Genomic DNA, 25,623 nt, shown 5'->3' with positions numbered 1-25,623 from the left:
ACGGGCTCAGACGAGCCGGCGGACCACATAGGCCGAGCCGCGGTCCGCCGGCTCCTCACCCACGTACTCCTGCTCGCGCATCTCGCACCAGGCGGGAATGTCGAGCCGGGCGGCCTCGTCGTCGGCGAGGACCGTCACCGTGCCGCCCACGGGTACCTCTCCGATCACCTTTGCGAGTTCGATCACCGGGATCGGGCAGCGCCTGCCCAGCGCGTCGACGACGAGCGACGCACGCGGGGCGGGGGAGGGGGCCGCCGACGACGGCGCCCCGAGCCGCTCCCGCACCCCGGCCACCACGCCCGGCAGCACCTCCAGGAAGCGGTCCACCTCGGCCCCGGTGGTCCCGGACGGCAGCGACACGCGGATGTTTCCCTCCGTGAGCACCCCCATCGCCTTGAGGACATGGCTCGGGGTCAGGGTGCTGCTCGTGCAGGACGAACCGGATGAAACGGAGAATTCCGCTCGGTCCAGCTCATGGAGCAGCGTCTCTCCGTCGACATAGAGACAGGAGAAGGTGACCAGGTGCGGCAGTCGCCGCACCGGGTCGCCGACCACTTCCACGTCCGGCACCAGACCGCCCCCCACCGCGGCCCGGATGCGGTCCACCAGGGCGCGCAGCCGTACGGACTCCTCGGCGGCCTCGGCACGCACCGCGCGCAGCGAGGCCGCCGCCGCCACGACGGCCGGGATGTTCTCGAAGCCGGCGGCCCGCCCCGACTCCCGCTCGTCGGCCGGGCCTTGGGGTGCGAACCTGACGCCCTTACGCACGGCGAGCAGCCCGACCCCGGCCGGCCCGCCCCACTTGTGGGCACTGGCGGTCAGCAGCGACCAGCCACCCTGCACGGGGCCCCAGCCCAGCGACTGGGCGGCGTCCACCAGCAGCGGCACGCCCGCCGCAGAGCAGATCTCCGCGGTCGTGGCCACCGGCTGCTCGGTGCCCACCTCGTGGTTCGCGGACTGCAGGCAGGCCAGCGCGGTGTCGGCGCGCAGCGCCCCGCCGTATGCGGCGGGGTCGACCGCGCCGGACCGGTCCACCGGTACCTCGGTGAAGGAACCGCCGGCGGCCTCCAGCGCCGCGGCCGCGTGCAGCACGGACGAGTGCTCGACCGCCGAAAGGACCAGATGGCGGCCGACACGCCGACGGCCGGAAAGAGCCCCGGCGATCGCGGAGTGCACCGCACGCGTTCCCGACGAGGTGAAGACGAGCTCGTCCGGCCGGCACCCGACGGCCTCCGCCGCGGCCTCCCGGGCCGCGTCCAGCAGCAGCCCGGCCCGTCGCCCCTCGCGGTACAGCCGGGCAGGGTCGGCCCAGCCCTCGTCCAGCGAGGCAAGCAGCGCCTGGCGGGCGACGGGGTGCAGGGGGGCGGAGGAGGCGGCGTCGAAGTAGGGCACGCCGCCACGCTAGCCCTCACCGGCGCCTCACTCCGGGACGGGCCTGGTGCCGACAGGGGGAGAGGGGGCGTCAGATGACGCCCGGAGGCCCGGATTCCACCCCTTCGGGGTGTCGGGCGGCGCGTTGGGCACCCTCCCCGCGCGACCCCAAATAGCGTCCAGTAGGGTTTGGTCCGCATAAACATCCAAACCCCTGCCCGCGTCAGGGCCGGCGACCGACCAAGCGAAACGGCCGCGCCGACCGTGCGGGCGAGACTCTCGGGAAGGCGCTACGTGAGTCCCAACGGCTCCGACCGCTCGTCGCGGCGCCCGATGCGGCGGAAGCTGCCGCAGGTGCTGACTGCGGCCCTGGTCCTGGCGACGGCCTCCGGTTGTGAATACAACTGGGAGGATTTCCCCCGCCTCGGTATGCCCACCCCGGTAACGGAAGAGGCCCCTCGGATCCTCTCCCTCTGGCAGGGCTCGTGGGCGGCAGCGCTCGCCACGGGTGTCCTGGTCTGGGGACTGATCCTGTGGAGCGTCATCTTCCACCGGCGTAGCAGGACCAAGGTGGAGGTACCTCAGCAGACCAGGTACAACATGCCCATCGAGGCGTTGTACACAGTGGTCCCCCTCATCATCGTCTCGGTGTTCTTCTACTTCACCGCGCGCGACGAGTCGAAGCTCCTCGAGCTCAGCCCGAAGCCCACCCACACCATCAACGTGGTCGGCTACCAGTGGAGCTGGGGCTTCAACTACATCGAGAACGTGGAGGGCTCGCCCTCCACGGGCGGCGAGGTCCCGAAGGAACTCGACGCCATCCCCGACAAGTACAGCAAGGACTTCCCCAAGGACGCCGGCGGCGTCTACGACGTGGGCATCCCCGGTACGCGCAACCCGCAGAACGGCAACCCGGGTCCGACCCTGTGGCTGCCGAAGGGCGAGAAGGTCCGCTTCGTGCTGACTTCGCGTGACGTCATCCACTCCTTCTGGGTGGTGCCGTTCCTCATGAAGCAGGACGTCATTCCGGGCCACACCAACGCGTTCGAGGTGACTCCGAAAAAGGAGGGCACCTACATGGGCAAGTGCGCCGAGCTCTGCGGCGTCGACCACTCCCGGATGCTCTTCAACGTCAAGATCGTCTCCCCCGAGCGTTACCAGCAGCACCTCAAGGAGCTGGCGGAGAAGGGTCAGACGGGCTACGTGCCGGCAGGCATCGAGCAGACGGACCCGGCCAGGAATGCGGAGACGAACAAACTGTGAGCATCCTCAACGAATCTCAGGGTGCCGCGGCAGCAGACGACTCTTTCGAGGACGAGCTGCCGGTGCGGCGCAAGCAGCCGGGGAGCGCGGTCGTCAAGTGGCTCACCACCACTGACCACAAGACCATCGGCACGATGTACCTGGTCGCCTCGTTCGTGTTCTTCTGCATCGGCGGTCTCCTGGCGCTCTTCATGCGCGCCGAGCTGGCCCGCCCGGGTACGCAGATCATGTCGAACGAGCAGTTCAACCAGGCGTTCACGATGCACGGCACGATCATGCTGCTGATGTTCGCGACGCCGCTCTTCTCCGGGTTCGCGAACTGGATCATGCCGCTGCAGATCGGCGCGCCCGACGTGGCGTTCCCGCGGCTGAACATGTTCGCGTTCTGGCTGTACCTCTTCGGTTCGCTCATCGCGGTGGCCGGCTTCCTCACCCCGCAGGGCGCCGCCGACTTCGGATGGTTCGCCTACTCCCCGCTGTCGGACGCGGTCCGCTCGCCGGGCGTCGGCGCCGACATGTGGATCATGGGTCTGGCCTTCTCCGGCTTCGGCACGATCCTCGGTGCGGTCAACTTCATCACCACGATCATCTGCATGCGCGCCCCCGGCATGACGATGTTCCGCATGCCGATCTTCACCTGGAACGTCCTGCTGACCGGTGTCCTGGTCCTGCTGGCCTTCCCGGTCCTGGCCGCGGCACTCTTCGCGCTGGAAGTCGACCGGAAATTCGGCGCACACATCTTCGACGCCTCAAATGGCGGCGCGTTGCTGTGGCAACACCTCTTCTGGTTCTTCGGACACCCAGAGGTGTACATCATCGCCCTGCCGTTCTTCGGAATCGTTTCCGAGATCATTCCGGTATTCAGCCGGAAGCCGATGTTCGGATACATCGGTCTGATCGCGGCGACGATTTCCATCGCCGGCCTTTCGGTCACGGTGTGGGCGCACCACATGTACGTGACCGGCGGTGTGCTGTTGCCGTTCTTCTCGTTCATGACCTTCCTGATCGCGGTACCGACCGGTGTGAAGTTCTTCAACTGGATCGGCACGATGTGGAAGGGTTCTCTGTCCTTCGAGACACCGATGCTCTGGTCGGTCGGCTTCCTGATCACCTTCGCCTTCGGTGGTCTGACCGGCGTGATCCTGGCCTCGCCGCCGCTGGACTTCCACGTCTCCGACTCGTACTTCGTCGTCGCGCACTTCCACTACGTCGTGTTCGGCACCGTGGTCTTCGCGATGTTCGCCGGATTCCACTTCTGGTGGCCGAAGTTCACCGGCAAGATGCTGGACGAGCGGCTCGGCAAGATGACGTTCTGGACGCTGTTCATCGGCTTCCACGGCACCTTCCTGGTGCAGCACTGGCTCGGTGCCGAGGGCATGCCGCGCCGTTACGCGGACTACCTCGCCGCCGACGGCTTCACCGCGCTGAACACCATCTCGACGGTGTCCTCGTTCGTGCTCGGCCTGTCGATGCTCCCGTTCTTCTACAACGTGTGGAAGACCGCGAAGTACGGCAAGAAGGTCGAGGTCGACGACCCGTGGGGCTACGGCCGTTCGCTCGAATGGGCGACGTCCTGCCCGCCCCCGCGGCACAACTTCGTCAGCCTGCCGCGCATCCGTTCCGAATCCCCGGCGTTCGACCTGCACCACCCGGAGATCGCGGCGCTCGAGCAGCTCGATCACCTCTCCGAGGGTGACAAGGTCCTCGTCGGTGGCAAGGAGGACGGCAAGTGAAGATCCAGGGCAAGCTCTTCCTCTGGCTGAGCGTCTTCATGCTGGCCATGGCCGTCACGTACGGCGTCTGGTCGAAGGAGCCGGTGGGCACCACCGTGCTCGTCCTGTCCTTCGGACTGACCGTCATGATCGGCTTCTACCTGGCCTTCACGGCCAACAGGGTCGACCAGATGGCCCAGGACAACAAGGAAGCCGACATCGCGGACGAAGCCGGTGAGGTGGGCTTCTTCTCCCCGCACAGCTGGCAGCCGCTCTCGCTGGCCATCGGTGGCGCCTTCCTCTTCCTGGGCGTCGTCTTCGGCTGGTGGCTGGCCTACTTCGCGGCCCCGATGCTCCTGATCGGCCTCTTCGGCTGGGTCTTCGAGTACTACCGAGGCGAGAACCGCACCCAGTAGCACCGCGCCGTCCACGGACGGCGGCACCTGTACGGGGGCCCGTACCGCTCGTCACAGAGCGGTACGGGCCCCCGTTTGCAGTCACTGAACGCGCTGGATCGGATGAATCTTCTTAGCGTGGGTTCATGAACCACACGCCGCGCATCCGCACCCTGGTGAGCTGCACCCTGCTGGTCGTGACCCTGGTTGCAGGTGCGACCGCCTGTGGCGAGCCCGATGGCCATCCACTCTCCCTGAAGCCGCACGACGCGGCCGACCTGGTCACCTTCAACGGTCCCTCCAAGGACGAGAAGGCCGACCCCGACAAGCCCCTCGAAGTCACCGTCAAGGATGACGACGTCCGCATCACGGATGTGACTGCCGTCGACACGGAGGGCCGCCACCTGGCGGGCGAACTCGACGCCGACGGGAAGCGCTGGCACTCCACCGCCTCGCTCGCGGCCGGCACCCGGTACACCGTCAAGGTCTCCACGGAGGACGGCGACGGCGCCCCCGGCAGCCGTACGTACGCCTTCGGAACGACCTCCGCGAAGAAGTTCCTGAAGGTCGCCTTCGGTCCGCAGGCGGGCACCTACGGCGTCGGGCAGCCCGTCACGGCGGAACTCAGCGCTCCGGTCACCGACCGGGCGGCCAGGGCCACCGTGGAACGCGGGCTGCAGGTCCGGTCGACCCCCGCGGTCACGGGCTCCTGGTACTGGGTCGACGACAAGACCCTGCACTACCGGCCCAAGGAGTACTGGCCCGCCGACGCCACCATCGACGTCCGCAGCAACCTCAAGGGCATCAAGGTCACCAACGCCCTCTACGGGGCCGCCGCGAAGCCTCTGAAGCTCGCCACCGGCGACCGCATCGAGGCCATCACCGACGCCTCGGACCACTCCATGACGGTCCTGCGCAACGGAGAAGTGATCAACACCATTCCGGTGACCACCGGCAAGCCCGGCTTCTCCACCCGCAACGGCGTCAAGGTCGTGCTGGGCAAGGAGTACTACGTACGCATGCGCGGCGAGAGCATCGGCATCGCCGCCGGCTCGTCCGAGTCGTACGACCTCCCCGTCTACTACGCGACCCGCGTCACCTGGAGCGGCGAGTACGTCCACGCGGCCCCCTGGTCGACGGGCGCACAGGGCAACGCCAACGTCAGCCACGGCTGCACCGGCATGAGCACCGCCGACGCCGAGTGGTTCTTCGACACGGTGCGCGAGGGCGACATCGTCAAGGTCGTCGGCAGCGAGGGCGAGACGATGACACCGTTCGACAACGGCTTCGGCGACTGGAACCTGGCCTGGGACAGCTGGCAGAAGGGCAGCGCGCTGCGCAGCGGCACCCCCGACGCGGGCACCGACGTCCAGACGGCGCGACTGCGCCCCCAGGTCTGATCCGGCCGGGGAGTGCGCCGCGCCGGGCAGGGACCGTACGCGGGGTCCCCGGACCCGTCAGGCCCCGACGGACAGCCGGTGGCGCAGCAGGGAGGCCAGGGCGTCCGCGAAGCCGACCGGGTCGACCGGATGGGTCACCGCCGCGTCCGCGCGGCTCCAGGTGGCCAGCCAGGCGTCCTGCGGGCGTCCGATGAGCAGCAGCACCGGCGGGCAGTCGAAGATCTCGTCCTTGATCTGCCGGCAGACGCCCATACCGCCCGCGGGCGCCGTCTCGCCGTCCAGCACGCAGGCGTCCACACCGCCCCGGTCGAGCGCGCTCAGGACCGCGGGCAGCGTGGCGCACTCCAGGAACTCCACCTGGGGCACGTCCGCCGCGGGCCTGCGGCCGGCGGCCAGCTTCACCTGCTCACGGGTGTTGGCGTCGTCGCTGTAGACCAGGACCGTGGCGGTCGGCTGCATTGTTCCTCCGTGACATCTGTGTCTTCGGGGCTCTCGGGGCATGAACCGATGGGCGGATCGTACTCCGGCGGACAGCCTGTCAGCACCGGTAATGACAGCGTTTCGATGGGCCGTTCGGTGCGGACACACTCCACTGACACACCGAACAGCACCCCCGGGAGTGAGGGCGGGATAAGCGACCGACATAATGTCGGTCGTGGCGACAGCAACGACAGTAGAAACCGGGCACGCGCACCCGTCGGTCAATCGACCGAACCTCACCAGCGTCGGAACCATCATCTGGTTGAGTTCCGAGCTGATGTTCTTCGCGGCCCTCTTCGCGATGTACTTCACCCTGCGATCGGTGATGGGACCCGACCACTGGAAGGAGATGGCCGACCATCTGAACTTCCCGTTCTCGGCGACGAACACGACGATCCTGGTGCTTTCCTCTCTCACCTGCCAGCTCGGCGTCTTCGCCGCGGAGCGGGGCGATGTGAAGAAGCTCCGCACCTGGTTCATCATCACGTTCGTGATGGGTTCGATCTTCATCGGAGGCCAGGTCCTCGAGTACACCGAGCTGGTCAAGGACGCGGGTCTCTCCCTGTCCTCCGACCCGTACGGCTCGGTGTTCTACCTGACGACCGGCTTCCACGGTCTGCATGTGACAGGCGGTCTCATCGCCTTCCTGCTCGTTCTGGGCAGGACGTACGCGGCCTCGAGGTTCACCCACGAGCAGGCCACCGCGGCCATCGTCGTGTCCTATTACTGGCACTTCGTCGATGTCGTCTGGATCGGCCTGTTCGCCACGATCTACATGATCAAGTAACCGGGCTCGCACCCACCCACCATCGACGCAGAAGATCCTGACACCGGGGTAATCCGTGAAAAAGCTCTCCGCACGACGACGCCATCCGCTGGCGGCGGTCGTCGTACTACTCCTCGCGCTGGCGGCTACCGGGGGGCTGTACGCCGCGTTTGCGCCTGCGGGTAAGGCACAGGCCGACGAAACCGCCCAGTCCCTCGCGATCGACGAGGGCAAGAAGCTCTATTCCGTAGGCTGCGCCAGCTGCCACGGAGCCGGCGGTCAGGGAACCACCGACGGGCCGTCCCTCGTGGGCGTCGGCTCCGCCGCCGTCGACTTCCAGGTCGGTACCGGACGTATGCCGGCCCAGCAGCCGGGTGCCCAGGTACCGAAGAAGCCGGTCATCTACACCCAGGCCGAGATCGACCAGCTCGCGGCGTACGTCTCGTCGCTGGGTGCCGGTCCGATCACGCCGACCGAGAGCCAGGTCGACCCCGCGGGCGCCGACGTGGCCAAGGGCGGCGACCTGTTCCGCAACAACTGCGCGCAGTGCCACAACTTCACCGGTCAGGGCGGCGCCCTGACGGACGGGAAGTACGCCCCGGACCTCGAAGGCGTGAGCCCGAAGCACATCTACGAGGCCATGCAGACCGGCCCGCAGAGCATGCCGTCGTTCCCGGACAGCACCATGCCGGAGCAGCAGAAGAAAGACATCATCGCGTACGTCAAGACCGTCAACGGCAGTGAGTCCGAGACCCCCGGTGGGCTCTCGCTCGGTGGCCTCGGCCCCGTCAGTGAGGGTCTCTTCGGCTGGATCTTCGGCCTGGGCGGCCTGATCGCCATCGCCGTATGGGTCGCGGCCCACACCGCTAAGGCCAAGAAGTCATGAGTAGCCAACAGATTCCAGAAGAGAACCTGCCGGTAGAGCAGGGCACCGCGCACAGCGCGGTAGAGGGGGCGGCCGACCCGTTCGCCGACCCAGGGCTGCCGGCCCACAAGCCGCGCATCCAGGACATCGACGAACGGGCCGCGAGGCGCTCCGAGCGAGCCGTCGCCTTCATGTTCACGCTGTCCATGCTGGCGACGGTCGGCTTCATCGCCTGCTACGTCATCTTCCCGGTCGACAAGATCGTCTACATCTGGCCGTTCGGGCACGTGAGCGCGCTCAACTTCTCCCTGGGTCTGACCCTGGGCGTCGCGCTCTTCGCCATCGGCGCGGGCGCCGTCCACTGGGCGCGCACCCTGATGTCCGACGTGGAGGTCGCCGACGACCGGCACGCCATCGAGGCGACGCCCGAGGTCAAGGCCAAGGTCATGGCCGACTTCGCGGACGGTGCCAGGGAGTCCGCGATCGGGCGGCGGAAGCTGATCCGCAACACCATGTTCGGCGCGCTGGCCCTGGTGCCGCTCTCCGGCGTGGTGCTGCTGCGCGACCTCGGTCCGCTGCCGGAGAAGAAGCTCCGCGTGACCCTGTGGGCCAAGGGCAAGCAGCTCGTCAACATGAACACCATGGAGCCGCTGCGCCCCGAGGACATCGTCGTTGGTTCGCTGACCTTCGCCATGCCCGAGGGCCTGGAGGAGGACGCGCACGACTTCCAGACGCAGATCGCCAAGGCAGCCCTGATGATCATCCGCATCGAGCCGGACAACATCAAGGACAAGCGCGAGCGCGAGTGGGCCCACGAGGGAATCGTGGCCTTCTCCAAGATCTGCACCCACGTCGGCTGCCCGATCAGCCTGTACGAGCAGCAGACGCACCACGTGCTCTGCCCGTGCCACCAGTCCACCTTCGACCTCTCCGACGGCGCCCGCGTCATCTTCGGTCCGGCCGGTCACGCCCTTCCGCAGCTGCGGATCGGCGTGAACAGCGAGGGCAACCTCGAGGCGCTCGGCGACTTCGAAGAGCCCGTCGGTCCTGCCTTCTGGGAGCGCGGATGAGTACTACGACGGAAACACAGCGCAAGGCGCCCGCCGGTGAGCGGGTGGCCGACTGGGCGGACGGCCGGCTCGGCATCTACGGCCTGGCCAAGGCCAACATGCGCAAGATCTTCCCGGACCACTGGTCCTTCATGCTCGGTGAGATCTGCCTCTACAGCTTCATCATCATCATCCTCACGGGTGTGTACCTGACGCTGTTCTTCAACCCGAGCATGAACGAGGTCGTGTACCACGGCTCGTACGAGCCGATGCAGGGCATCCGGATGTCCGCGGCCTACGCCTCGACCCTGGACATCAGCTTCGACGTCCGCGGTGGCCTGCTGGTCCGGCAGATCCACCACTGGGCCGCGATCATCTTCCTCGCCGGCATGTTCGTACACATGTTCCGAGTGTTCTTCACCGGCGCGTACCGCAAGCCGCGCGAGATCAACTGGCTGTTCGGCTTCCTGCTCTTCGTGCTCGGCATGTTCACCGGGTTCACCGGCTACTCGCTCCCGGACGACCTGCTCTCCGGTACGGGTGTGCGCTTCACGCAGGGCGCGATCCTGTCGATGCCGATCGTCGGTACGTACATCTCGATGTTCCTGTTCGGCGGGGAGTTCCCCGGTACGGACATCATCTCGAGGTTCTACTCGATCCACATCCTGCTGCTGCCGGGCATCATGCTCGGGCTCGTGGTCGGCCACCTCATCCTGGTCTTCTTCCACAAGCACACGCAGTTCGCCGGACCGGGCAGGACGAACAAGAACGTCGTCGGCATGCCGCTGTTGCCGGTCTACATGGCCAAGGCCGGAGGCTTCTTCTTCCTGGTCTTCGGCTTCATCGCGATCCTCTCCGCGATCGCCACGATCAACCCGATCTGGGCGCTCGGCCCCTACCGTCCCGACCAGGTGTCCACGGGCGCCCAGCCGGACTGGTACATGGGATTCGCGGAAGGCTTCGTCCGCGTGATGCCCGGCTGGGAGATCAACCTCTGGGGCCACACGCTGGTCCTGGGCGTGCTGATCCCGCTGGTGCTGTTCGGCGTCGTCCTCGGCGCGCTCGCGATGTACCCGTTCATCGAGTCGTGGATCACCGGGGACAAGCGCGAACACCACATCCTGGACCGTCCGCGCAACGCTCCGACCCGTACCGGGCTGGGCGTCGCCTGGGTGACGATCTACTTCGTCATGCTGATCGGCGGCGGCAACGACATCTGGGCGACCCACTTCCACCTGTCGCTCAACGCGATCAGCTGGTTCGTACGAGTCGCCTTCTTCGTCGGACCGGTCCTGGCGTTCATCGTCACCAAGCGGATCTGCCTCGGCCTCCAGCGCCGCGACAAGGAGAAGGTGCTGCACGGACGCGAGTCCGGCACCATCAAGCGCCTGCCGCACGGTGAGTTCGTCGAGATCCACGAGCCGCTCGGTCCGGAGCAGCTGCACACGCTCACGGCGCACGAGCAGTACAAGCCGGTCGAGATCGGCCCCACGGTCGACAAGAACGGCGTCGAGCGCAAGCCGTCGTCCCTCCAGAAGCTGCGGGCCAAGCTCAGCAAGAGCTACTACGGCGACGAGAGCCAGATCGCCAAGCCCACCGCCGAGGAGTACAAGGAGATCACCAGCGGCCACGGCCACCACTGATCACCTCAGCTGATCGCCACAGCAGGAGCCCCGTCCATTCGATGGACGGGGCTCTTCGCCGTTCCCGGGGCTGGATAGGGTGGGGACCGATCCCCATATCGGCTGTGGACCCCAGGAGCGGACCATGAACATGGCGACCCCGGACGGCGGCGACAGCGCGGCGGCCCGTTCCTGGCCCGGCGTGCTCACCCCTCTCCTGCGCGGTGAGAACCTGACCGCCGAGGACACCGCGTGGGCCATGGACCGCATCATGAGCGGCGAGGCCACCGACGTGCAGATCGCCGGGTTCGCGGTCGCGCTGCGGGCCAAGGGTGAGACGGTCGACGAGGTCACCGGCCTCGTGAACGCCATGTACGCGCACGCCAGGACCATCCACGTGCCCGGTCGTACGGTCGACATCGTGGGCACCGGCGGCGACCTGGCCAAGACGGTCAACATCTCCACCATGTCGGCGATCGTCGTCGCGGGGACCGGCGCCAAGGTCGTCAAGCACGGCAACCGCGCCTCGTCGTCGGCGAGCGGTGCCTCCGACGTCCTGGAGAAGCTCGGCGTCAGTCTCGAACTGACACCGCAGCGGGTGGCCGAGGTCGCCGAGGAGGCGGGCATCACCTTCTGCTTCGCCGTGAAGTTCCACCCCGCCCTGCGCTACGCGGCCAAGGCCCGCAAGGAGCTCGGCACGCAGACCACCTTCAACATCCTCGGCCCGCTCACCAACCCGGCCCGGGTGCGTTCCCAGGCCATCGGGGTCGCCGACGTGAAGATGGCCCCCATCGTCGCGGGCGTGCTCGCCGACAAGGGCAACTCGGCGCTCGTCTTCCGGGGCGACGACGGTCTCGACGAGCTGACCACCACGGCGACCTCCCGGGTCTGGATCGTCCGGGACGGCACCGTGCGCGAGGAGGCGTTCGACCCGCGCGACGTCGGCCTGGAGCTGGTGCCGGTCGAGGCGCTGCGGGGCGCCGACGCCTCGTACAACGCGGACGTCGCCCGCCGGCTGCTGGACGGGGAGACCGGTCCGGTACGCGACGCGGTGCTGCTGAACTCGGCTGCCGCGCTGGTCGCCCTCGACCCGGGCGAGGGCACTCTGAACGAGCAGATCGCCGCGGGGATGCTGCGGGCCGCCGAGTCGATCGACTCGGGTGCGGCCAAGCGCGCACTGGAGCGCTGGGTGGCCGCGAGCAACGCGTAGGACCCCTCGTTCCGGCCGTGTCGCGCGTGTCGACGGCCCACGGGCGTGTGAGGTGAAGCAGGGCGCAGTCCGGATCGCGGACTGCGCCCTTGCGTGTACAGGCAGGTATGGCAAGATGCTGCGCAGGTCATGAGTGACAGCGACTACGGCCCCGGCCCGCTGTCCGGCAACCCTCCGTCCGTGGCGGGGTGCCCCGGGTGAAGACCGGGCCGCAGGCAGCGAGGTCTGCGGCAAGCGCGGGCCCCTCGGCATCTGTGGATGCCAACCCCCGGGGTCCTGGTCCCTAGGGAGCCTCTTGTGAGCAAGCGAATGCGATAGGGCTCAACGCCCTTCTCCGCACACCCTTTTCTTCTTTCCCCGCGCTGCCGCGTACTGCCGGCGCGAGGATTTCGCCTGCCTGTTACGGGAGTTCGCCATGTCTGTCTCCACTGCTGTCCTCGACCAGTCCCTTTGTGCCCCGCTGCCCGTTCTGGGGGCGGATGTCACTGTTCCGTTGGTTACGGGTGGCGACGTCACCTATGCCGCCCTCGACTACGCGGCGAGCTCCCCGGCCCTGCAGCGGGTGTGGGACGACGTGGCGGCCTACGCCCCGTACTACGGCAGCGTGCACCGCGGGGCCGGGTACCTGTCGCAGCTCTCCACCGACCTCTTCGAGAGCAGCCGCACGACGGTCGCGGACTTCCTCGGCTGCCGTCCCGGGGACCAGGTGGTCTTCACCCGCTCGACGACGGACTCCCTCAACCTGCTCGCCTCCGTGCTGCCCGCCGACTGCCAGGTCTTCGTCTTCGAGACCGAGCACCACGCCTCGCTGCTGCCCTGGCGCGACGCCCGGGTGACGTACCTCGACGCCCCGCGCACCCCCGCCGAGGCCGTCGCCACGCTGGAGCGGGCGCTGGCCGACCGTGACCCGCACGGCCCGGCGCTCATCTGCGTGACCGGTGCGTCCAACGTCACCGGTGAGCTGTGGCCGGTCAGGGAACTGGCCGCCGCGGCCCACGCCCACGGGGCGCGCATCGTGCTCGACGCGGCGCAGCTGGCGCCCCATCACCCGGTGGACATCGCGGAGCTGGACGTCGACTGGGTCGCCTTCTCCGGGCACAAGCTGTACGCGCCGTTCGGCTCGGGCGTCCTCGCGGGCCGCGCCGACTGGCTGCTGGACGCGGAACCGTACCTCGCCGGCGGCGGCGCGTCCCGCAAGGTCGCCCGGCGTACCGACGGGGGCGTGGACGTGGAGTGGCACACCACGGCGGCCCGGCACGAGGCGGGATCGCCCAACGTCATCGGCGTCTACTCCATCGCCGCCGCCTGCAAGGCCCTGACCGAGGCCGGGTTCGACCGGCTGGTCGCACGCGAGCAGCAGCTCGTCACCCGGGTCCGTGAAGGACTGGCGGAGGTGCCCGCCGTCAAGGTGCTCTCGCTGTTCGGCGACGACGCCCCGCGGGTCGGCGTCATCTCGTTCGTCGTCGAGGGCTGGAACAGCTCGCACTTCGCCGCCGCCCTGTCCGCGGAGTACGGCATCGGGGTGCGCGACGGACTGTTCTGCGCCCACCCGCTCGTCCGTACGCTGCTCGGCAGCGAGCCGCAGGACCCGGGCGAGTGCGGTGCGCCGGAGGCCGAGCCGGGGGAGAGGTCGCTCAACGCCATCCGGGTGAGCTTCGGGGCCGGTACGCCGGACGAGCACATCGAGCGGTTCCTGGGCGCGGTCCGGGAACTGGTCCGTACCGGTGCGCGGTGGACCTACCGCACCGAGGGCGGCCGCTGCGTCCCGGACCGGGGCGCAGCACAGATCTGACGGCTTCGGGTACGGCTTCGGCCGGGGACGGGAGCGGCACTCCCGTCCCCGGCCGAAGCCGTGGTGTCCTACGCGTCGAGTCCGTATGTCCTACGCGTCGAGGCCGATGGCGAAGGCCGCCTCGAGGTCGTGCTGCGAGTACGTACGGAAGGCGACGTGGGTGTCGGTGCCCTCGACGCCCGGGATCTTGCTGATGCGGCCGGGGATGACGTCGGCCAGATCGTCGTGCTTGGCCACCCGGACCATGGCGATCAGGTCGTACGTACCGGTGACCGAGAAGACTTCGCTGACGCTGTCCAGCGCGGCAATGGCCTCGGCGATCTCGGGAATCCGGTCCACGCTGGTCTTGATGAGCACGATCGCGGTGATCACGGCTTGCTTTCTCCCTCGGTGGCCGTGGCTGGAGCCTTCACCCTAACCCCACCCCGGAAGCGCCCCCAGGCGTAGAGGAACCCGGTGGCGAAGCCCGCCACATGGGCGAGGTAGGCCACGCCCGGGCCGCTGCCCGCGCCCTGCGCCGCCAGCCACTGCAGGACGAACCAGAACACGAGCACGATCCAGGCGGGGAAGCGCAGCGGCAGGAAGAAGAGGAACGGGAAGAGGCTGGTGACCCGGGCGCGGGGGAAGAGGCTGAGGAAGGCGCCGAGCACCGCCGAGATCGCCCCCGACGCGCCCACCAGGGTCTGGTCGGAACCCGAGTGCACGACCGCGTAGACCACCAGGGCGAAATAGCCGCAGCAGACGTAGAAGAAGGCGAACTCGGCGCGGCCCATGCGTTCCTCGGTCATGGCGCCGAACACGTACAGGAAGAGCATGTTGCCCAGCAGGTGCAGCCAGCTGCCGTGCACGAAGAGTGCGGTGAGCGGGGTGAGTGCCGCGTGGGCGGAGCCGTCCAGGAGTTCGCTGGGGATCACGCCCCACCGCTCGAAGTAGCCGGCCTGCGAGGCGAGCAGGGCGTCGGCGGAGCCGCGGACCGGGGCGAGGCCGGAGAGCGGGCTGAGGAGGAAGACGGCGAAGCACAGCGCCATGAGCCCGTAGGTGACCGGTGCGCCGCCCGGTGCGGTCGCCGCCCCGAGTTCCCTGGCCCGTGCCCGCCAGTCGACTTCCCGCCAATCGATCACGTACAGAGCTTGACGTACCGGGTGACAACGGGACGGACCGCCTCGCCGTGTCGATGGGTATGCGCTAGGCCGTAGGGTTACCCGAGGACATCCGCAGTTCGACGGCGCACCGCGAGATCGAAGACCTGGGCACCACGAGACTCGACGAACGACGAAAGAGGACGCAACGATGACGACGGTTCCCCTGCCTACGGACGGGACCCGCTGGCGCTGCACGCTCTGCGGCAATCTCACCCGGTTCGACGTGACGCGCTCCTCCAAGGTCGTGGAGTACGTACATCTCGACCTGGCCGGGGAGTCGAGTGTCGAGGAGCGCGAGGTGGTCAGTGAGACCATCGAGTCGGTCCGCTGTCGTTGGTGCAACGCGGTGGACCAGATCGAGCTGGTCGACAGGCCGGGTGCCGACTCCTGACGGGGCCGCGCGGACAGACACATTGGGGTGATGGATGGTGGAGCAGCCGACAGGCGGCGCCGAACCGGCCGACGAGGCCGACGGTGCCGCGGAGTCGCTCGACCGTCCGCTGCCCGAAGGCGTGCGCCGCAAGGTCGTGGCGCTCGTCTCGGACGCGTTCGGCGGCCTGACCGTCGGCGAACTCCCCGCACAGCTCCGGCAGTACGCCAGGTTCACCCCGAGCCGGCGGGCCAAGTTCGCGGGGAACGCGATGGCGGCCGCGCTGGAGAGCGACGCGGCGTTCCGCCGGCGCATCGGTGAGCGGATCGGCCAGACCCAGCCCGAGTTGGCCGCCGCGCTGGAATCCGGTGCACCTCCCGCCGCGGCCGATCCGGTCGACGTGGCCGCCGCCGCATACGTGCTGCGGCCGGCCGGCTGGGTCAAGCTGGTGGCCGCCGCGGGCGAGGAGGTCCAGCGGGCGGACGCCGAGCGGGCCGACGAGGAGACCCGGCACGAGCTGGAGCGGCTCCGCGAGGAGCTGGCCGCCGCGCGCGGCCAGATCAGGGCCGAGACCGAAAGGCTCCGTGCCGAGCTGGACGCCTCCCGCAAGGAGACCGAGTCCCTGCAGCGCAAGCTGCGCAGCGCCCTCAGCGAGGTGAAGCGCGGCGAGGCGGCCCTGCGCAGGAGCGGCGCCGAGACCGACGGGGTGCGTGCCGAGACCGCGGCCCAGGTGTCCGCCGCCGAGAGTGAGTCCCGGCGGCTCAAGGCACGCCTCGCCGAGGCGGAGACCGCCGTCGAGGCCGGCCGCAGGGCTGCCAGGGAAGGGCGTTCGGTCGAGGACATGCGGCTGCGGCTGCTCCTGGACACCGTCCTGGACGCCGCTCAGGGGCTCCGTCGTGAACTGGCCCTGCCGCCCTCGTCGATCCGCCCGGCGGACGGCGTCGACGCGGTGGAGCCCGGCCGGATGTCCCCGAAGGACATCGCGGCCAGAGCCCTTTCGGAGACCGACCCGGCGCTGCTCGACCAGCTGCTCGCGCTGCCGCAGGCGCATCTCATCGTCGACGGCTACAACGTGACGAAGACCGGCTATCCGCAGATGCCGCTGGAGAAGCAGCGGTTGCGGCTCCTGGGCGGGCTCTCGGTCCTCGCCGCCCAGACCGGCGCCGAGATGACCTGTGTCTTCGACGGGGCCGAGCTGGCGGCCCCCGTGCTGCTCGCGCCGCCGCGCGGGGTGCGTGTGCTGTTCAGCAAGGCGGGGGTGACCGCCGACGAGCTGATCAGACAGCTGGCCCGCGCCGAACCGCCGGGCAGGCCCGTCGTGGTGGTCTCCACCGACCGTGAGGTGGCCGACGGGGTGGCGAAGGCGGGAGCCAGACCGGTCGCGTCCGCCTTGCTCCTGAAGAGGCTTTCGCGCGTCTAGTTCCGTATGTGCGGCATGGGTGGCTTGCCGGAATTTCTGGAACGTACCGTCAACTCACCGCTACACGCCGTGTGATGAAAGTAAAGAAGTGCCTGGTGTGACGAGATTTTTCTCGTGAGGATTTGAACTGATCACAAGATGGTCACTAGGGTCAGGCCTCGAACCTTCGCACGGATGATCGCCCACCCGGGGTGACAGCGAAGGAACCGCCGAGTCCGTGACGTGCACGGAGCCGGGGATTTCCGTCCCCCACAGCCCGGTAGGCGGCTCGAGGAAGAAGGAGCTCGCCTTCGTGGCGTCCCACCGTCGTCCCAAGCAGCCGAGCCGCACCCGCGTGACCGTGCTCACCGCGACCGCCGCAGCAGCCGTGGCCCTGACCTCCCAGGCCGCCCACGCCGACCCCAAGCCGACCAAGAGCGAGGTCAAGGCGAAGGTCGACAAGCTCTACCACGAGGCCGAGGCCGCCACCGAGAAGGCCAACGGCGCCGAGGAGGCGCAGGGCAAGCTCAAGAAGCAGGTCGACGCGCTCCAGGACAAGGTCGCCCGCGGCCAGGACGAGCTCAACACCCTGCGCGGCGAGCTCGGTTCGCTCGCCACCGCGCAGTACCGCTCCGGTGGGCTCGACCCGTCCGTGCAGCTGCTGCTCTCCTCGGACCCGGACGACTTCCTCGACCAGGCCTCCGCGCTCGACCAGCTGACGGCCAAGCAGGCCGAGTCGCTGCAGAAGATCCAGGCGAAGCAGCGCGCACTCGCGCAGCAGCGCAAGGAAGCCCAGGCGAAGATCGGTGACCTCGCCGACGTCCGCAAGACGCTCGACGAGAACAAGAAGAAGCAGCAGGGCAAGCTCGCCGACGCACAGAAGCTGCTCAACACCCTCACCGCCGCCGAGCGGGCCAAGATGGACGAGGAGGAGCAGCGCGCCAGCCGCGCCGCCGGCGAGCGGGTCCAGCTCGGCAACGAGGCCCCCGCCTCGGCCCTCGGCGCCGCCGCCCTCCAGGCCGCCTCCACGCAGCAGGGCAAGCCGTACGTCTCCGGCGGCACCGGCCCCAACTCGTTCGACTGCTCGGGCCTGACCCAGTGGGCCTACGCCCAGGCCGGCGCCCAGATCACCCGCACCACGTACACCCAGATCAACGACGGCGTGCGGATCGGCCGCGGCGCCCTCAAGCCGGGCGACCTGGTGTTCTTCAACAACACCTCGCACGTGGGCCTGTACGCGGGCAACAACCAGATCCTGCACGCCCCGAAGCCGGGCACCGTGGTCCGTTACGAGTCGATGGACTACATGGGCACCTTCCAGTTCGGCGTGCGGATCTGACGCCCGAACGGGCGAACCACCGCACACCCCGCCGACACCCGCCCCGCCGGAGACCGACAGGTCACCGGCGGGGCGTCGTCGTATCGCCGCCCGCCCCCGGCGTGACCTCCGGCCGCCAGGGTGGCGGCGGACCGGGTCATCCACGACCCCGTCGGTGATGCCCGTCTCCTCGGTCACCCGCGTCTGACCGTACGATCGGCTGGATGGCTGCTGGGACGCGGGACACGCGGCGGGGACGTACCCGCGGACGGAGCACGGCGGGCGCCGTGCTCGCCGGACTGCTGTTCGCGTCCGCCTGCGCCGCGCCCCGGGACACCGCGGACCGCGTCACGGCCGAGGAGATCGGCGTCACCCTGGACCGGCGCGCCACCGCCGTCATGGCCCACGACACCAAGGCCTACCTGGCCGCGCTCGACCCGCGGGCCGAGTCCTTCCGGGCGGCCCAGCGCACCGAGCTGCGCAACCTGGCCGACGTGCCGCTGGAGTCCTGGGCGTACAAGGTGAACGGCGTCTCCGGAGCGGGCACCGGCCGGGTCAGCGCCGACGTCGAGCTGCGCTACCGGTTCAAGGGCTACGACAATGCCCCCATGTCCTCGTCCCGCACGGTCGAGCTGGTACGCCGCGGCGCTGACGGCCCCTGGTACATCGCCGCCGACCGGGCGGCCGAGGACACTCCCGGGCTGCTCTGGCAGCAGGGCGACGTCGAGGTCGTACGGGGCACGCACAGCCTGGTCCTGGGGGTCGGCCGCCCGGCGGAGGAGCTGCGCCGCGTCGCGGACACCGCGGACCGGGCCGTGCCGGCCGTCTCCGGCGCCTGGCCGGAACCCTGGGCGCGGCGGGTCGTGGTGCTCGTACCCGAGTCCGTGGACGACATGGCGGGGCTCCTCGGCTCACCCGTGGAGAGCTACCGGGGCATAGCGGCCGTCACGACGGGCGAGGTCGGCGGCAGCGGCCGGCGGCCCGCGGACCGGGTGATCGTCAACCCGCAGGCGTACGGAATGCTCGGCGAGTTCGGCCGGCGGGTCGTCCTCACCCACGAGACCACCCATGTGGCGACCCGGTCCCACACCTCCGCCGCCACCCCCGTCTGGCTCTCCGAGGGCTTCGCCGACCTCACCGCGTACCGCCAGGAGAGCCGTACCGCCCAGGAGCTCGCCCCCGATCTGGCCGAGGCGGTACGGGGCGGTGACCTGCCCGCGCGACTGCCGGTGGACGAGGACTTCGGCTTCGGCGGGGACGCGGAGACGCTGGCGAAGGCGTACGAGGGCGGCTGGCTGGCCTGCGAGCTGATCGTGCGGGACTGGGGCGAGGAGGAGCTGATCGCCTTCTACAAGGCCGTCGGGGCCCGCTCCGGGCGGGACGGGGCGGTGGAGCACGCCATGCAGAACGTGCTCGGCACGACACCGCAGGACTTCACGGCGCGCTGGCGGGACTATCTGCGCGACCGGCTCGGCTGACCCGCTCCGCCTCCCCGCCCCGCACCCCCGGCACGGTCCCGCGCCACAGCCGCCACCCGGCGGTCACCGTCGCAGCGACCAGCAGGCCGTTGCGCACGGCCAGGAGCGTTACGCCCTGCCCGTCACCGGCCACCACGTGCGCGAAACCCAGCGGGAACTCCAGCAGGGTCACGCCGGTGGCCACCAGGACCAGGCACGCGGGCAGCGCCATCCGGCTGCCGCGGAACACCAGGCACACCGCGGCGAGCCCGACCAGCCACACCATGTACTGCGGGCTGATGACCCGGCTGGTCGTGGTGAACAGCAGCACCGCGGTGAACGCCGCGTCCGCCGGGGTGTGCACCGCGAACCTCCTCGCCCGCAGCCGCCACACCACCAGCCAGCCGAGGGCGACCACGCTCAGCCACAGCGCCAGCGTGCTCACCAGGGCGACGTGCGGGCCGGTGAACTCCATCGACCCGTACCGCAGTTCCACCCCGCCCTCCCAGCCGTACCACCGCGCCACATGGATGGCCAGCGCCCCCAGCGACTCGATCTCCAGGCCCCGGTCCCGCTGGAACGTCAGGAACGCGAACGCGCCCGGCAGGGCCAGCGCCGCCACCAGGGCGAGCACCCCGGCCGTCACCGCCGCGGCCGACCAGGCGCGCCGGGTCGCCCGCCCCCGGGCGGTGCCCACCAGCAGCAGCACCGGCCACACCTTCAGCAGCGCGCCGAAGGCGGCCAGCGCGCCCAGCACCCGCGGGTGGCGCACCCCGGCCAGCAGCGCCGCCACCGCGACGGCCGTCACCATCAGGTCGTACCGGGCGTACACGGTCGGCCCCAGCAGCGGGACACCCAGAACCCACACCCAGGCGCCCGCGGCACGCGTGCCGGGCCGCCCCGCCGCGTACAGCAGCAGCCCGAACACCACGGCGTCGCAGAGCAGTACGAGGAGGAAGAAGGCGGACGCGTACTCCAGGAAGGGCAGCAGGGCCGGGGAGAGCACCGCCAGCGCGGCGCCGGGCGGATACTGCCAGGTGACGTCGTCCAGCGGATACGAACCGGCGAGGAGTACCTCGTACCAGCCGTGGTAGATGACCGCCACGTCGCTCGTGACGTCCGGGCCGGGCACCGTGAACACCTTGAAGACGCAGAGCAGCAGAACCACTCGGGTGAGGGTCCAGGCGGCGAGGGACAGACGCATGGGCGTCATGATGCCGCCATCGGATGTACAGGAGCTGTCAGACAGGGCCGCGCGGTCGCCCGGTACTGTCGGCGGCGATGGACAAGACCCTGATCGTGACGAACGACTTCCCGCCCCGTCCCGGTGGCATCCAGGCCTTCCTGCACAACATGGCGCTGCGCCTGGACCCCGGACAGCTCGTCGTCTACGCCTCCACCTGGAAGCGCGGCCCCGAGGGTGCCGAGGCCACCGCCGCCTTCGACGCCGAACAGCCCTTCACCGTCGTACGCGACCGTACGACGATGCTGCTGCCCACCCCACGGGTGACCCGGCAGGCGGTCGGGCTGCTGCGCGCGCACGGCTGCTCCTCCGTCTGGTTCGGCGCGGCGGCCCCCCTCGGGCTGATGGCCCCCGCGCTGCGCAAGGCCGGCGCCCGCCGGATCGTGGCCACCACGCACGGCCACGAGGCGGGCTGGGCCCAGCTGCCCGCCTCCCGGCAGCTGCTGCGGCGCATCGGCGAGGGCACGGACACGATCACCTACCTCGGCGAGTACACCCGCTCCAGGATCGCCGCCGCGCTCACCACCGAGGCCGCGGGCCGGATGGTCCAGCTGCCCCCCGGGGTCGACGAGAAGACCTTCCACCCGGCCTCCGGCGGCGACCGGATCAGGGCCCGGCTCGGGCTCGCGGACCGGCCCGTCGTCGTGTGCGTGTCCCGGCTCGTCCCGCGCAAGGGCCAGGACACCCTCATCCTCGCCATGCCCGCGATCCTGGCCCGCGAGCCGGACGCCGTCCTGCTGGTCGTCGGCGGCGGACCGTACGCCGCGCAGCTGGGGAAACTGGCCGCGGAGACGGGAGTCCAGGACTCCGTGCGCTTCACCGGAGCGGTGCCGTGGGAGGAACTGCCCGCGCACTACGGGGCCGGGGACGTCTTCGCCATGCCCTGCCGCACCCGGCGCGGCGGCCTCGACGTCGAGGGCCTGGGGATCGTGTACCTGGAGGCCTCCGCGACCGGACTGCCTGTCGTCGCGGGCGACTCGGGCGGTGCCCCGGACGCCGTGCTCGACGGCGAGACCGGGTACGTGGTGCGCGGCGGGTCGGCCGAGGAGTCCGCCGACCGGATCGTCACCCTGCTCGGCGACCCCGCGCTGCGCCGGCGGATGGGGGAGCGCGGCAGGGCCTGGGTCGAGGAGAAGTGGCGCTGGGACCTGCTCGCCGAGGAGCTCCGGACGCTGCTCTGAGGCGGGAGCCGCAGGGGTGTATGCCGCAGGGGCCCGCACCGTGATGGTGCGGGCCCCTGCGGCATGTGCGTTCCCGTGCGTTCAGCCGCGGTAGATCGACTCGACCTCGTCCGCGAAGTCCTTCGCCACGACGTTCCGCTTCAGTTTCAGCGACGGAGTGATGTGACCCGCCTCCTCCGTGAACTGCGCCGACAGGATGCGGAACTTGCGCACCGACTCCGCCTTGGACACCGCCGCGTTGCCGTCGTCGACCGCCCGCTGCACCTCGGCCAGCAGATCGGCGTCCTCGCGCAGCGACACCGCCGTCGAACCGGCCGGCTTGCCGTTCTCCTCGGCCCAGCGGGAGAGGAACTCCTCGTCGAGGGTGACCAGGGCGCCGACGAACGGCCGTCCGTCGCCGACCACCATGCACTCCGCGACCAGGGCGTGCGCCCGGATCCGGTCCTCGATCACCGCGGGGGCGACGTTCTTCCCGCCCGCCGTGACGATGATCTCCTTCTTACGGCCGGTGATCGCGAGATAGCCGTCCTCGTCGAGCGTGCCGATGTCGCCCGTGTGGAACCAGCCGTCGGCCAGCGCCCCGGCCGTCGCGGCCTCGTTCTTCCAGTACTCCGCGAACAGGTGCTCGCCGTGGAGCAGCACCTCGCCGTCGTCGGCGATCCGCACGACCGAGCCGGGCAGCGGCTGGCCGACCGTACCGATCTTCTGCCGGTCCCACGGGTTGAAGGCCGTGGCCGCGCAGGTCTCCGTGAGGCCGTAGCCCTCCAGCACCGTGAAGCCGATACCGCGGAAGAAGTGGCCGAGCCGCTCGCCCAGGGGCGCGCCGCCGGAGATCGCGTACTCGCCGCGGCCGCCGAGCACGGCCCGCAGCTTGGAGAACACCAGCTTGTCGAAGACCTTGTGCTTGATCCGCAGGCCGACCGACGGGCCCTGCGGGGTACCCAGCGCCCGGCTGTACGCGATCGCCGTGTCGGCGGCACGGTCGAAGATCTTGCCCTTGCCGTCCGCCTGCGCCTTGGCGCGCGCCGAGTTGTAGACCTTCTCGAAGACCCGCGGCACACCCAGGATCAGCGTCGGCCGGAAGGAGGCCAGCTCGTCCGTGAGGTTCTTGATGTCCGGCACGCAGCCGAGCCTGATCGGGGCCATCACCGAAGCGACCTCGACCAGCCTGCCGAAGACGTGCGCGGCGGGCAGGAAGAGCAGGACCGAGCACTCACCGGTACGGAAGAGGGGCTTCAGCCGCTCCACCACGTTGCCGCACTCGGCGAAGAAGCTGCGGTGCGTCAGCACACAGCCCTTGGGACGCCCGGTGGTGCCCGAGGTGTAGACGATGGTGGCCGGGTCGTCGGCCTTGGCGCTCACCATGCGCAGGTCCAGGGTCTCGTCCGAGACCTCGGCACCCCTCGCGGTCAGCTCGGCGACCGCGCCCTCGTCGATCTGCCACACGTGCCGCAGCCCGGGGAGCGCGTCGCGCACGGAGGCGACGGTCTCGGCGTGGGCGGTGCTCTCCACGACGACCGCGACCGCGCCCGAGTCGCCGAGTATCCACTGGACCTGCTCGGGGGAGCTGGTCTCGTAGACCGGCACGGTGACCGCGCCCGCGCTCCAGATCGCGAAGTCCAGCAGCACCCACTCGAAGCGGGTACGGGACATGAGGGCGACCCGGTCGCCGGGCTCGACGCCCGCCGCGATCAGGCCACGCGCGGCGGCTCTGACCTCAGCGAGGAACCGGGTGGCCGTGACGTCCGTCCAGACTCCGGCCACCTTGCGGCTCATGACCGCGACATCGGGATGCTGAGCGGCGTTGCGGCGGATGAGATCCGTCAGGTTGCCGTCCGTAGGGACCTCGTACAGGGCCGGAAGGCTGAACTCGCGCAAGACTGCTGCTCCTCATCGGGCTCCGGTTCCACGGCTCTGTGTGACGCACCGGATGCGGTCCAAGACTGGCAGGTGCTCGGTGGGGTGAGCACGACTGGACTGGCGGGACGTTACCCACCGGTACCGGATTCCGGATAGGGGGTTCCGGCCAGATGTCTTATGCATCACACATATAAGTGGTCCTCCCGCGCACATTAGTCCACCCACGTCACACGCCGCAGGTAACCGCAGGTCCGGTGGGCACTACCCGGCGTGGGCGCGGACACCTAGGGTGAACTCCATGCGAGGCATGCGAGGCGGCGGACCGGACGGCAGGGGCGCGACCGGGGACGGCGGGGGCGTGACCGGGAGCGGCGGGGACACACCGAACCGTAGGACGCGCGTGCACGTGGTCAGTGATGTGCACGGCAACACGGAGGCGCTGGCACGGGCCGGGGACGGCGCGGACGCGCTGATCTGCCTGGGTGACCTCGTCCTCTTCCTCGACTACGCCGACCACTCGCGCGGCATCTTCCCCGACCTCTTCGGTGTGGCGAACGCCGACCGCATCGTCGCCCTGCGCACCGCGCGGCGCTTCGACGAGGCACGCGCCTTCGGCCGCGAACTGTGGGCGGGCCGCGACCGCAACGCCGCGATCATCGAGGCCGTGCGCAAGCAGTACGCCGAGATGTTCGCCGTCCTGTCCACCCCGACGTACGCCACCTACGGCAACGTCGACGTGCCCGGACTCTGGCCCGAGTACGCCGGGCCCGGCACCACCGTGCTGGACGGCGAGCGCGTCGAGATAGGCGGCCGGGTGTTCGGCTTCGTCGGCGGCGGCCTGGAGACCCCGATGAACACCCCGTACGAGATCAGCGACGAGGAGTACGCCGCCAAGGTCGAGGCGCTCGGCCCGGTGGACGTCCTGTGCTCGCACATCCCGCCCGAGGTGCCCGAGCTGACGTACGACACGGTGGCCCGCCGCTTCGAACGAGGCAGCCGCGCACTCCTGGACGCCATCCACCGCACCCGCCCCCGATACGCGATTTTCGGCCATGTCCACCAGCCGCTGGCACGCCGGATGCGGATCGGCGTCACCGAGTGCGTCAACGTCGGACACTTCGCCTCGACCGGACGGCCCTGGGCCCTGGAGTGGTGAATGCCACGGCGCCGGCCACCGGCCGGGGCGTGGACGGGGCGACGGCGGGCACGCGATAGCCTGCACACGGCAGGCCTCTGCCGAACGCGACCGGTAACACCGCACTGGAGGGCCACGGCGATGGCTGAACACACCAGCTCGAGCATCACGATCGAGGCGGCACCGGCCGACGTCATGGGAGTGATCGCCGACTTCGCCCGCTATCCCGAATGGACCGGCGAGGTGAAGGAGGCCGAGATCCTGGCCTCCGACGACCAGGGCCGTGCCGAGCAGGTCAGGCTGGTGCTGGACGCCGGAGCGATCAAGGACGACCACGTCCTCGCCTACACCTGGAACGGCGCGTACGAGGTCAGCTGGAGCCTCGTCAAGTCCCAGATGCTGCGCGCCCTCGACGGCAGTTACGCGCTGGCGCCCCTGGGCGACGGCGACCGCACCGAGGTCACCTACCGGCTCGCCGTCGACGTCAAGATCCCGCTCCTCGGCATGATCAAGCGCAAGGCCGAGAAGGTCATCATCGACCGCGCCCTGGCCGGACTGAAGAAGCGCGTCGAATCCGTCCCGAAGGCCTGATC

23 protein-coding genes and 1 riboswitch are annotated in these 25,623 nt (G+C 69.8%); of the genes, 17 read left to right on the top strand and 6 right to left on the bottom strand.

What is annotated here, in order from left to right:
* Window positions 1-6 precede the first annotated feature (6 nt).
* Window positions 7-1,392 (bottom strand): cysteine desulfurase/sulfurtransferase TusA family protein, encoded by a 1,386-nt coding sequence (locus tag OG524_RS09890; RefSeq protein ID WP_405391312.1) that lies wholly within the window; start codon window positions 1,390-1,392, stop codon window positions 7-9.
* A 273-nt stretch (window positions 1,393-1,665) separates the two neighbouring features.
* Between OG524_RS09890 and coxB the strand changes: the two genes are divergently transcribed.
* The 4 genes from coxB (at window position 1,666) to OG524_RS09870 (ending at window position 6,141) form a co-directional block, all read left to right on the top strand.
* Window positions 1,666-2,634 (top strand): cytochrome c oxidase subunit II, encoded by a 969-nt coding sequence (gene coxB, locus OG524_RS09885; RefSeq protein ID WP_405809871.1) that lies wholly within the window; start codon window positions 1,666-1,668, stop codon window positions 2,632-2,634.
* Window positions 2,631-4,367 (top strand): cytochrome c oxidase subunit I, encoded by a 1,737-nt coding sequence (gene ctaD, locus OG524_RS09880; protein WP_405391314.1) that lies wholly within the window; start codon window positions 2,631-2,633, stop codon window positions 4,365-4,367. The genes coxB and ctaD overlap by 4 nt, the downstream gene beginning before the upstream one ends.
* Window positions 4,364-4,762 (top strand): cytochrome c oxidase subunit 4, encoded by a 399-nt coding sequence (locus OG524_RS09875; protein WP_405391315.1) that lies wholly within the window; start codon window positions 4,364-4,366, stop codon window positions 4,760-4,762. Before ctaD ends, OG524_RS09875 begins: the two co-directional genes overlap by 4 nt.
* 125 nt (window positions 4,763-4,887) lie before the next feature.
* On the top strand, window positions 4,888-6,141 hold the full coding sequence (locus tag OG524_RS09870; protein WP_405391316.1) for an Ig-like domain-containing protein: 1,254 nt from the start codon (window positions 4,888-4,890) through the stop codon (window positions 6,139-6,141).
* A gap of 57 nt (window positions 6,142-6,198) precedes the next feature.
* Here the strand turns inward: OG524_RS09870 and OG524_RS09865 are convergent, their stop codons facing one another.
* Window positions 6,199-6,600, bottom strand: a complete 402-nt coding sequence (locus OG524_RS09865) for a hypothetical protein (protein WP_405391317.1) — start codon at window positions 6,598-6,600, stop codon at window positions 6,199-6,201.
* Window positions 6,601-6,787: 187 nt separating this feature from the next.
* On the opposite strand from OG524_RS09865, the gene OG524_RS09860 reads away from it, so the two are divergent.
* From OG524_RS09860 to OG524_RS09835, 6 genes are all read left to right on the top strand, one after another.
* Window positions 6,788-7,408, top strand: coding sequence for a heme-copper oxidase subunit III (locus OG524_RS09860; protein ID WP_056784286.1), 621 nt, complete (start codon window positions 6,788-6,790; stop codon window positions 7,406-7,408).
* A 55-nt stretch (window positions 7,409-7,463) separates the two neighbouring features.
* Window positions 7,464-8,273: a c-type cytochrome gene (locus OG524_RS09855; protein WP_405391318.1), complete on the top strand. Its 810-nt coding sequence runs from the start codon at window positions 7,464-7,466 to the stop codon at window positions 8,271-8,273.
* Window positions 8,270-9,322, top strand: coding sequence for a Rieske 2Fe-2S domain-containing protein (locus OG524_RS09850; RefSeq protein WP_405391319.1), 1,053 nt, complete (start codon window positions 8,270-8,272; stop codon window positions 9,320-9,322). Before OG524_RS09855 ends, OG524_RS09850 begins: the two co-directional genes overlap by 4 nt.
* Window positions 9,319-10,944 (top strand): cytochrome bc complex cytochrome b subunit, encoded by a 1,626-nt coding sequence (locus tag OG524_RS09845; protein ID WP_405391320.1) that lies wholly within the window; start codon window positions 9,319-9,321, stop codon window positions 10,942-10,944. Before OG524_RS09850 ends, OG524_RS09845 begins: the two co-directional genes overlap by 4 nt.
* A 124-nt stretch (window positions 10,945-11,068) precedes the next feature.
* A complete protein-coding gene (gene trpD, locus OG524_RS09840) occupies window positions 11,069-12,133 on the top strand; it encodes an anthranilate phosphoribosyltransferase (RefSeq protein ID WP_405391321.1) in 1,065 nt (354 codons plus the stop codon).
* A gap of 125 nt (window positions 12,134-12,258) precedes the next feature.
* A riboswitch (SAM riboswitch) is annotated at window positions 12,259-12,376 on the top strand.
* 172 nt (window positions 12,377-12,548) lie between these two features.
* The gene (locus tag OG524_RS09835) at window positions 12,549-13,925 is read left to right on the top strand and encodes an aminotransferase class V-fold PLP-dependent enzyme (protein WP_405391322.1); all 1,377 of its coding nucleotides are present in this window, start codon (window positions 12,549-12,551) and stop codon (window positions 13,923-13,925) included.
* 90 nt (window positions 13,926-14,015) lie between these two features.
* On the opposite strand, the gene OG524_RS09830 is transcribed toward OG524_RS09835, so the two are convergent.
* Window positions 14,016-14,297 carry an Lrp/AsnC family transcriptional regulator gene (locus OG524_RS09830; RefSeq protein ID WP_007451244.1) on the bottom strand — a complete coding sequence of 94 codons (282 nt, stop codon included), beginning with the start codon at window positions 14,295-14,297 and terminating at the stop codon, window positions 14,016-14,018.
* On the bottom strand, window positions 14,294-15,046 hold the full coding sequence (locus tag OG524_RS09825) for a rhomboid family intramembrane serine protease (protein WP_405391323.1): 753 nt from the start codon (window positions 15,044-15,046) through the stop codon (window positions 14,294-14,296). Before OG524_RS09825 ends, OG524_RS09830 begins: the two co-directional genes overlap by 4 nt.
* A gap of 169 nt (window positions 15,047-15,215) precedes the next feature.
* Between OG524_RS09825 and OG524_RS09820 the strand changes: the two genes are divergently transcribed.
* From OG524_RS09820 to OG524_RS09805, 4 genes are all read left to right on the top strand, one after another.
* The gene (locus OG524_RS09820; protein ID WP_056784268.1) at window positions 15,216-15,458 is read left to right on the top strand and encodes a hypothetical protein; all 243 of its coding nucleotides are present in this window, start codon (window positions 15,216-15,218) and stop codon (window positions 15,456-15,458) included.
* A 37-nt stretch (window positions 15,459-15,495) separates the two neighbouring features.
* A complete protein-coding gene (locus tag OG524_RS09815) occupies window positions 15,496-16,857 on the top strand; it encodes an NYN domain-containing protein (protein ID WP_405393252.1) in 1,362 nt (453 codons plus the stop codon).
* Between the two features lie 292 nt (window positions 16,858-17,149).
* Complete coding sequence (locus tag OG524_RS09810) at window positions 17,150-18,175, top strand: NlpC/P60 family protein (protein ID WP_405391324.1); 1,026 nt, start codon at window positions 17,150-17,152, stop codon at window positions 18,173-18,175.
* Between the two features lie 203 nt (window positions 18,176-18,378).
* The gene (locus OG524_RS09805; RefSeq protein ID WP_405809866.1) at window positions 18,379-19,632 is read left to right on the top strand and encodes a hypothetical protein; all 1,254 of its coding nucleotides are present in this window, start codon (window positions 18,379-18,381) and stop codon (window positions 19,630-19,632) included.
* Here the strand turns inward: OG524_RS09805 and OG524_RS09800 are convergent.
* Window positions 19,589-20,824, bottom strand: a complete 1,236-nt coding sequence (locus OG524_RS09800) for a glycosyltransferase 87 family protein (protein ID WP_405391326.1) — start codon at window positions 20,822-20,824, stop codon at window positions 19,589-19,591. The genes OG524_RS09805 and OG524_RS09800 overlap by 44 nt on opposite strands.
* Before the next feature lie 68 nt (window positions 20,825-20,892).
* On the opposite strand from OG524_RS09800, the gene OG524_RS09795 reads away from it, so the two are divergent.
* Complete coding sequence (locus tag OG524_RS09795; RefSeq protein ID WP_405809864.1) at window positions 20,893-22,035, top strand: glycosyltransferase family 4 protein; 1,143 nt, start codon at window positions 20,893-20,895, stop codon at window positions 22,033-22,035.
* 81 nt (window positions 22,036-22,116) lie between these two features.
* On the opposite strand, the gene OG524_RS09790 is transcribed toward OG524_RS09795, so the two are convergent.
* On the bottom strand, window positions 22,117-23,913 hold the full coding sequence (locus OG524_RS09790) for an AMP-dependent synthetase/ligase (RefSeq protein ID WP_405391328.1): 1,797 nt from the start codon (window positions 23,911-23,913) through the stop codon (window positions 22,117-22,119).
* 280 nt (window positions 23,914-24,193) lie between these two features.
* On the opposite strand from OG524_RS09790, the gene OG524_RS09785 reads away from it, so the two are divergent.
* Window positions 24,194-25,051, top strand: a complete 858-nt coding sequence (locus OG524_RS09785) for a metallophosphoesterase (protein ID WP_405391329.1) — start codon at window positions 24,194-24,196, stop codon at window positions 25,049-25,051.
* A gap of 120 nt (window positions 25,052-25,171) precedes the next feature.
* Window positions 25,172-25,621 (top strand): SRPBCC family protein, encoded by a 450-nt coding sequence (locus OG524_RS09780; RefSeq protein ID WP_405391330.1) that lies wholly within the window; start codon window positions 25,172-25,174, stop codon window positions 25,619-25,621.
* Window positions 25,622-25,623 lie beyond the last annotated feature (2 nt).

The sequence above is a fragment of the Streptomyces sp. NBC_01520 genome (assembly GCF_045040375.1).
In the GTDB taxonomy this organism is placed as follows: domain Bacteria; phylum Actinomycetota; class Actinomycetes; order Streptomycetales; family Streptomycetaceae; genus Streptomyces.
This window is presented reverse-complemented; position numbering and strand designations above follow the sequence as displayed.